6 protein-coding genes are annotated in these 8,805 nt (G+C 67.7%); 3 read left to right on the top strand and 3 right to left on the bottom strand.

All coding sequences use genetic code 11. The annotated features are described in order from the left end of the window. Positions 1–234: 234 nt before the first annotated feature. On the top strand, positions 235–642 hold the full coding sequence (locus R1H25_RS20175; RefSeq protein WP_004153945.1) for a YciI family protein: 408 nt from the start codon (positions 235–237) through the stop codon (positions 640–642). On the opposite strand, the gene R1H25_RS20170 is transcribed toward R1H25_RS20175, so the two are convergent. Continuing rightward, complete coding sequence (locus tag R1H25_RS20170) at positions 620–2,701, bottom strand: NHL repeat-containing protein (RefSeq protein ID WP_317224460.1); 2,082 nt, start codon at positions 2,699–2,701, stop codon at positions 620–622. The genes R1H25_RS20175 and R1H25_RS20170 overlap by 23 nt on opposite strands. Before the next feature lie 165 nt (positions 2,702–2,866). Between R1H25_RS20170 and R1H25_RS20165 the strand changes: the two genes are divergently transcribed. Next, entirely contained in the window at positions 2,867–4,387 is a 1,521-nt protein-coding gene (locus R1H25_RS20165; RefSeq protein ID WP_317224459.1) for a hypothetical protein, read from the top strand. A 98-nt stretch (positions 4,388–4,485) separates the two neighbouring features. Here R1H25_RS20165 and R1H25_RS20160 read toward each other — a convergent pair whose 3' ends face one another. Beyond that, positions 4,486–5,262: a lytic transglycosylase domain-containing protein gene (locus R1H25_RS20160; RefSeq protein ID WP_057499922.1), complete on the bottom strand. Its 777-nt coding sequence runs from the start codon at positions 5,260–5,262 to the stop codon at positions 4,486–4,488. Positions 5,263–5,477: 215 nt separating this feature from the next. Further along, a complete protein-coding gene (gene cycA, locus R1H25_RS20155; RefSeq protein ID WP_317224456.1) occupies positions 5,478–6,851 on the bottom strand; it encodes a D-serine/D-alanine/glycine transporter in 1,374 nt (457 codons plus the stop codon). A 229-nt stretch (positions 6,852–7,080) separates the two neighbouring features. On the opposite strand from cycA, the gene R1H25_RS20150 reads away from it, so the two are divergent. Beyond that, positions 7,081–8,697, top strand: a complete 1,617-nt coding sequence (locus tag R1H25_RS20150) for an EAL domain-containing protein (protein ID WP_317224455.1) — start codon at positions 7,081–7,083, stop codon at positions 8,695–8,697. Positions 8,698–8,805 lie beyond the last annotated feature (108 nt).

The raw sequence follows: 8,805 nt of genomic DNA, 5'->3' as shown, positions 1-8,805 counted from the left end.
GTGAGCCGCATGGATGCGGCGACCGAGCTTACATGGACGTACTTGCAGCGCCCCCTGCCCTGCCTCCCCACCCGGCCAAATCCAAGAACCCGAGCTTTCAGCGACCAACCCACCCCACCACGGAGGGGCTCCGCCGTTCGCCGATCGCCCGCCGCAGGCGGCTTTTCGCGCTGCAGCATGCCGGCAGGCAAACCTGCGCCATCATGGACACCCAGCCCCCGCCAGGACCGTGCCATGCAGCAGTACCTGCTTTTGATCTATATCGAGCCTGCCCTGCTGCAGGCCCTGCCCACCGAAGAATTCAACGCGCTGATGCGCGACTGCCTGGCCCATGCCGACAAGCTGCAGGCCGAGGGCACGCTGCTGGCGGCGCAGAAGCTGCAGCCGGTCGACACCGCGCAGACCCTGCGCGTGCGCGATGGCCACAGCCGTGTACTGGATGGCCCTTTCGCTGAAACCCGCGAACTGCTGGCCGGCTTCAACCTGATCGTCGCCCGCGACCGCGACGAAGCCATGCGCATCGCCCGCGACTTCCCGTGGGCACGCTTCGGCAGCATCGAAGTGCGGCCGCTGGAAGACATGGACGCCGAGCGCGAACGCTGCGGCGCCCCGGCTGCCGCTATGGCAGCAGCCGTACCCTGATCTCGCGCGGGCCTACGCCTTCGTTGCCGCTGTAGTCGCGCACGCTGGCGCGCACGATGTACTCGCCCGGCGGCAGCGCCGCCGGTTGCCAGCGCCCGGTTTCCATCAGGCCATCACGCACGGTGTTGGTGGCCAGGTAGCGGAAACGGGTCACCGCACTGCCATGCACGGTGATGCCGCTGTCCGGTGCGTAGGCCACGCGCACCGCTTCCTTCTGCGGCGGCATGCGGTTGAACACGATGTTCCAGCGCGGCTGTTCGTAGCCCTGCAGGGGCTGTCCACCAGCATCGAGGATCTGGTAACCCACCTGGTACATGCCCAGGCGGCGACGCGGCAGGTTGTTGTCGACCTGGTCCCAGGCCTCGATCACGATCTGCACGCCACGGCCCTGGCGCGCCACCATCACCACGCCATCGCCGCCTGCAGCCATCGGCTGGTCGTTGTCGTCCAGCAGCGCCACATCGGTGATACGCGGTGCGAAGTGGTCAGCATAGCCCTGGAAGCCCAGCGCCACCGCGTTGGTTTCGAAACCGCCGGTACCCACGGCCAGGTGCACGTGCGCCTGGTTGTTGATGCTGCCCAGGCGGTCGCCAACATGGATACGCATGCCGCGGCGCACGCGCATCCGCTCCAGCTTGCCCTGCTCGTCATACAGCGCCTGCCAGCGCGCATCGTAGGGCTCATCGCGCGGGGTGCGGCCGACCCGCATGTGGATGTACTTGAGGCGGTCCACGGCCAGGCCCTCGGCCTGCTCGCCCAGGTTCCAGGCCGCCACCGGGCTGCTGATCTTGCCTTCGGCGATCGCCAGCACGGTCTGGCCCACATCACCGCGCACGTCGAAGCCGCCATGCAGGTGGTGGCGGCTCTCGCCGGTGAAGTTGCCGCGCACCTCACCCAACGTACCGACCACTTCATGCCAACCGTCCTGCGGCGCCAGCGGCCAGCGACCGCCCGTCTTCGGCAGCGCCGCATCGGCAGCCGGGCCGACCAGTGCCGGTGCCGGCAGGTCGCCTACCGGCAGCGGCCGCAGGCGATGCAGACGGTAGCTGGCGGCGTCGGCCACCAGCACGCTGCCATCGGCATCCATCGCCAGTCCGCTGGGGCGGGCCAGGCGCGGCAGGCGACCATTGCCGACCAGCGCGATCTGGTGGCCCTGCGGCGTCACCTGCACGATGCGGCCATCAAGATCACCCACGTACAGCACGCCGTCGTGGGTGGTGGCCAGTGACAGCGGCCCATTGATCACACCACCGGCGGCGACCACGGTGCTGACCGTGCCGTCGGCGTCTACGCGGCGCACTGCGTTGTTGAACAGGTCGGCCACCAGCAGCGCGCCCCGCGCATCAAAGGCCAACGCCACCGGCGTATCGAAGCGCGCAGCGGCGCCGGTGCCATCGGCCAGGCCCGGCCGATCGCCGCCGGCCAGGGTGCGTACCATGCCGTCGGTGCCGATCACCCGGATACGGTCATTGAAGGTATCGGCCACGTAGACCTGGCCCTGCGCATCCACGGCGATGCCCATCGGCGCATCAAAGCGTGCCTGTGCGGCGGGACCATCAGCATGGCCCTGTTCGCCACCGGCCAGGGTGGTCACCTGGCCATCGGTGCCGATACGGCGGATCGCATGGTTGCCGGTGTCGGCCACATACAGGTTGCCCTGCGCGTCGGCGGCAATGCCCGAAGGCGTATTGAAACTGGCCTGCAGTGCCGGGCCATCAACGCGCCCCTCGCCCTGCCCGGCCACCGTTTCCACGCGACCATCGGGAAGGCGGCGGCGGATCCGGTTGTTGTCACCGGCATCGGTGAAGTAGATGCTGCCATCGGCAGTACGCAGCAACGCGTACGGATCGGCGAAGCGTGCCTGCGCGGACGCGCCATCACGGTCACCCGGGTGGCCATCGCCGGCCAGCGGTTCGATCTGCGCGGTCCACGCCAACGGCGTTGGCGCCGGACCCGCCGGTTCAGCCAGCGTATGCAGCGGTGTCTCCCACCAGGTCGCAGCCAATGCCACTACCGTCGCCAACGCTACGCCTGCCGCCATCCATTGCCACCGTGCCATCGTGCTGCGCTGCCTGCCTGCTGTCTGAAGAGGCACCGACAATAGTCGCTGAACGCACGATCCGCCATGGCCAATCGTGCGGACAAACGCCAGAATTCCATCCATCGCGCTTGTTCTCGCTGGCTGCAGCGGGTTCAATGCGGTTCCCACGGATGGAGATCCTCCATGCCCCGCATCCTCCCCCTCGCCACCGTGCTGGTGGCCGCACTGGCCAGCACATCCGCCGCCGCCTCGATCACGGTGGCGCCGCAGAAGCCGTCAATCACTGCCGATGCGATGCACCAGGCCTACGCCACGCGCTGGGATGAGGCCATCCAGCAGTCACGCAGTGGCAACACGCTGGGCGCGCTGATCGCAATGGAACGGCTGATGGAAGATCCGATGCTGGATGACTTCGATGCCGAACACCGCGGCCGCGCCGCACAGGTGGCGGGCTGGACCGCGATGGTGCAGAAGAAGCCGGACCTGGCCCGCCGCTACCTGCAGCGCGCACAGGAAGCGCTGCCGGAGGATGCGCAGATCCTGCTGACCCTGATGTCGCTGGAGCTCTCCGAGAACAAGCCCGTTCCGGCTACCAGGCTTCTGGTACAGGCGCTGAAGCATGCCGACGCGCCGCTGCCGCTTGAGCACCAGGCCATCAACTATCTGCAGTACCGCCTGCGCGACCAGCCGCAGCAGCGCATGGAGCTGCTGCAGGCTCTGTTCGACAACGGCTGGAAGAGCGGCGGCCTGGAGCCGACCGGACTGTGGCTGGCACTGGCCACGCTGCAGGCCGACAATGGCCGGGGCGACGACATCCCGGCCACGTTGGCGCGCATCACCGCCCCCGCCGAGATCATCCGGCTGCGCAGTGACAAGCGCTTCGATCGCTATGTCGACCGCAACGATGCCCGCTTCGATCCGGTGCAGGCTGCACAGAAGCACCTCGACGAACTGCGCGTGTCCGGCCTGCTGGATCGCAAGCTGGATGCACGCATGGCCGAATTCAGCAGCACGCTGCTGATGCTGGACCGCAACGAGGAAGTGCTGGCACTGACTGATGGCATGGCTGGTGCGGCTGCCGAAGGTGAGTCGCCCTCGGCGGCGGAAGCCGAATGGGTGGCGTGGCTGCTCAACAGCCGGCTTACGGCACTGCGCAGGCTGGGGCGCACCGACGATGCACTGGCGGCGGCACAGCAGGCCGCCCGCATCGGCGCACTGGGCCCGGACGGCATCGAGCACCAGTTGAATGTCAGCTTCGTACTCACCTCGCTGGGCCGCATGCAGGAGGCTGCGCAGACGGCAAGCGATATCCAGGGCCTCGCAGGTTATGGCAAGGCTGCACAGGCCCTGGTGCAGTTCGCCGCCGCGCGCGAGCGGGGCGATGCCAAGGCGATGGATGCCGCGCGCGAAGTGATCCTTGCCCAGCGCAACGACGCACGCCTGTTCCATCGCGAGATGCTGCTGGACGAAGGCAACCTGGAGGGCGCAGCGGCGGTGCTGATCGAACAGCTGCGCTCGCCCGATGACCGCGGCGAGACGCTGGCCAGCCTGCAGGATATGCGTACCTATCCGTCGCTGCCGGGTGACGTGAAGATCGATGCGGCCTGGCGTGCCCTCAAGCAGCGCGCGGACGTGCAGGCCGAGGTCGCCCGCGTCGGCCGCATCGAGCGCTACGAACTGGTCAGCAGCTCAACCTCGCGCTGAGCGGCTTTTGTGTAGAGCCGAGCCCATGCTCGGCTGTAATTGGCGCAGCCGAGCATGGGCTCGGCTCTACAACGCCACGTGCAGGCAGCACCGTCCGCCTAGCGCGCGGGCACCTCGGTACGGATGCCCATCGCTTCACGGTAGCGCGCGTACAGCGCCATCACCTTGTCCACATAGGCCAGGGTCTCGGCATAGGGCGGCACGCCCTTGTAGCGGGTGACCGCGCCGATGCCAGCATTGTAGGCGGCAGCCGCCAGCGGCCGGTCACCGTTGTAGCGACGCAGCAGCGCACGCATGTAGCGGGCGCCGCCCTCGATCGACTGCTGCGGCGAGAACGGATCATTCACCCCGTACTCCTGCGCGGTGTCCGGCATCAGCTGCATCACGCCCTGTGCGCCCTTGCTGGACACCGCCAGCGCATCGAAGTTGCTTTCGGCATGGGCGATCGCGCGCAGCCATGCGTCATCCACGCCGGTGGCCTTGGCGGCAGCCTTGAACTGCTTGGCATGCTGGGCCAACTGCGGCTTGCCGACCTTACCCAGGCCTTCGTGTGCAGGCTCACCCGGCGGCGTAGCCACGGTGAACTTCAGGAACACTTTCGAGCCGGGCAGGTTGCGGGTGGAATAGACCAGCGTGCCGTCCTGCTCGCGCTCGTACAGCACGCCGCTGAATACGCCCATGTTGCCCCACAGGTTCGGGGCCTGGATGGCGTTGTCGTCGATTTCCTTGGCGGTACAGCGCGAGCCGGGTTCCGGGGCGGTCGCCAGGCTGACGGTGTTGCCCTGCACGCACCGGTAGACGGTACGTGCGGCGGCATGCCCGGGCCACAGGCAGGGCAGCAGCAACAGCGCAAGCAGGAGAGGGTGACGGGACATGGCGGCCGGATCATCCGGCCGCGCCCGCTAATGTTGGGTGAATGGGGGCCGGGAAGGGGCACCGGGACCCGCACCGGTAGAGTCGACTGTCAGTCGACTATCGCGCGCAGCGCGGGCTTTTCCGGTGGTCCGTGGAAGAGCAGTCGACTAACAGTCGACTCTACCGATTTCCGGCGTTCCCGATTTCCGGCATTGCCGAGTCCCCACGTTCCCGGTCATTTCGCGGTCCTTCGACGCACCCAGTACCCCACGCCCAGCAGCACAAACCACACCGGGCTGGCGATCAACGCCTGGCGGGTGTCGGCCTGCAGGCTCAGCAGCACCAGCACGCCGGCAAAGAACACCAGGCAGGCCCAGCACATCGCAACGCCGCCGGGCATCTTGAAGATCGAGGCAGCGTGTCGCTCCGGGTAGCGACGGCGATAGGCCATGTAGGCCGCCAGGATCAGCGACCAGACGAAGATGAACAGCACCGTCGCCAGCGTCGTCACCAGGGTGAAGGCGGTCACCAGGTTCGGAATCAGGTAGATCAGCAGCGTGCCGCCCAGCAGGCACAGGCAGGAGAACAGCAGGCCACGGGCCGGCACGGCGGCGCGTGACAACTTCGACAGCCCGCGCGGTGCGTGGCCCTCTTCGGCCAGACCGTACAGCATGCGGCTGGTGGAGAAGATGCCGCTGTTGGCCGAGGACGTGGCCGAGGTCAGCACCACGAAGTTGATCAGGCTGGCGGCGGCGGGAATGCCGGCCAGCACGAACAGCTGCACGAACGGGCTCTTGTCCGGCACCACCTGGCGCCACGGGGTGACGGCCATGATCGCGATCAGCGCCAGCACGTAGAAGATGATGATGCGCACCGGAATCGAGTTGATCGCCTTGGGCAGGTTGCGCTCGGGGTCGGTGGTTTCGGCGGCGGTGGTGCCGACCAGCTCGATGCCGACGAAGGCGAACACCGCAATCTGGAAACCGGCGAAGAAGCCGACCAGGCCCATCGGGAACATGCCGCCGTCATTCCACAGGTTCGACAGCGACGCGGTGTGGCCACTGGGCGAGGTGAAGCCCCAGGCCACCAGCCCGGCGCCGGTAATGATCAGCGCGCAGATCGCCACGATCTTGATCAGCGCGAACCAGAATTCCATCTCGCCAAACAGCTTCACCGTTACCAGGTTCAACGACAGCAGCAGCATCACGCAGGCCAGCGCCGGCTTCCAGGCTTCAAGCCCGGGGAACCAGAACTGTGCGTAGGCAGCGATCGCGATCACATCGGCGATGGCGGTGACGATCCAGCAGAACCAGTAGGTCCATCCACAGAAGAACCCAGCCCAGGGGCCGAGCAGGTCGGTGGAAAAATCGATAAAGGATTTGTACTGCAGGTTGGACAGCAGCAGCTCGCCCATCGCGCGCATCACGAAGAACAGCATCGCGCCGATGATCAGGTAGACGAAGACGATGGACGGGCCGGCGAGGCTGATGGTCTTGCCCGACCCCATGAACAGGCCGGTGCCGATGGCACCGCCGATGGCGATCAGCTGCAGATGGCGGTTGGACAGGCTGCGGCGCAGGTGCTCGGGGGGCGTTGCGGGCTCGGTCATGGGCGTGGGAAAGGGCGGGCGAAGCGTCCGACGGTAGTCCTCTACTGCCCCGAGCGCCAGCGCCGGACGGCCCGATCACGTCAAACCTGGCCGCTTTCATCACAATGTGACCCAATACCGGATTCGTCCCATTCCACCCGGCCCGGCGCCATGCTCAGATAGCCGCATCTGCCCAAGGACCGGCCCCGCCCATGCTCCCTGCCCTGCCCGCCCCGCTGGAGCTCCGGCCATGAGCCGGCTGCGCGTGATCATCGGCGGTACCGCGCTGGCGCTGCTGGCTGCTGCGGTGCCGATCGCGGTCATGGCCTACGCCACCTGGGACCGCGCGATCAGCGTCGAACAACAACGGCTGCACGACATCGCCCTGCGCACCCTGCGCCGTTCCGATCTGTCCTACCACGAGGCGCTGGCCGCGCTGAAATCGGCCGAGGCCAGCACCACCTCGGGCTGCGACGACGAGCACATCCGGCGCATGCAGACGCTGGTGATGACCACGCCGTCGGCCGACCAGATGGGTTACTTCGAAGGCGGCAAGCTGCGCTGCACCTCATGGGGCCCGTTCCGCTCCGACGTGAACCAGCCCAGGGCCGACCATGTGACCAGTGACGGCGCCGGCATTGCGGTGAACGTGCGTCCCGAAGCCAGTGGCCGTCGCCAGGTCCTGTCGATCCTGTATGGCAACTACGACGTGCTGGTCGATCCGCGCCGCTTTGTCGATGTCATCGTGGATCCGCATGTCCGCCTGGCGCTGGCCAGCCCGGATGGGCGCCTGCTGGCCAAGCAGGACGGCATGGACCCGGCACTGCTGGAGACCCTGCTGCGCAATCCCGGCGAAGGGCTGGACCAGAACACGCTCTACGCCACCGCCCGCAACCAGGAATGGCTGGCGATCGCCACCACGCCACGCACCGCGCTGGCCGCCACCTTCCGCCAGCAGGCCTGGCTGTTCGTGCCGCTGGGCCTCCTGCTGGCGGCCGCCGGCGCCGGGCTGGTGATCTGGCTGTCGCGGCGGCGCCTGTCACTGCGTGGCGAGCTGGCCACCGCCATCCGTCGCCGCGAGCTGTACCTGCATTACCAGCCGATCATCGAACTGGACACCGGCATCTGCGTTGGCGCCGAGGCCTTGATCCGATGGCAGCGCCCGGACGGCACCCAGGTGCGGCCGGACCTGTTCATTCCACTGGCCGAAGAGGCCGGCATGATCGCCGCGGTCACCGACCTGGTGATCGAGAACGTGGTGCGCGACATGCGCGAGCTGCTGGTGGCCGACCGCAGCGCACATATCGCGATCAATCTGGCCGCCGAGGACATCAGCAGCGGCCGTGCCTTGCAGATGATCTCCAAGCACATGGCCGGCAGCGGCATCCTGCCGCAGCAGATCTGGATGGAGGCCACCGAGCGCGGCTTCCTCGATCTGGATCGCGCCCGCACGATGCTGGCGCAGGCACGGCGTGCGGGTCACAGCGTGGCCATCGACGATTTCGGCGTGGGCTTCTCCAGCCTGCAGTACCTGGAACAGCTGCCACTGGATGCGCTGAAGATCGACAAATCGTTCATCGATGCGATCGGCACCGAGAGCGCGACGAGCCCGGTGACACCGCACATCATCGACATGGCCAAGGAACTGGGCCTGTGGGTGGTGGCCGAGGGCGTGGAGACCGAGGCGCAGCTGGCCTACCTGCACAGCCGGCACGTGGAGTTCGGGCAGGGCTGGCTGTTTTCGCGCCCACTGCCCCGTGATGAGTTCGTGGCGTTCCACCACAAGCGGCAGCAGCGATACGGCGCGGCGCGGGAGCACATGCAGAATCCGCGCAGCGTGCCGATCGAGCGTGAGGGGATCGAGTAGGACGGCCAACGGCGGAGCCCCTCGTGGTGGGTCGCGTACAGCTATCCCGGAGTTGGGGGGGGGGGGGGGGGGGGGGGGGGGGGGGGGGGGGGGGGGGGGGGGGGGGGG

Origin of the sequence: Stenotrophomonas veracruzanensis, from assembly GCF_032911525.1 — a bacterium.
GTDB classification, from domain to species: Bacteria; Pseudomonadota; Gammaproteobacteria; order Xanthomonadales; family Xanthomonadaceae; genus Stenotrophomonas; species Stenotrophomonas africana.
The sequence above is the reverse complement of the archived record's forward strand: the minus strand, read 5'-3'. Positions and strand labels throughout refer to the sequence as shown.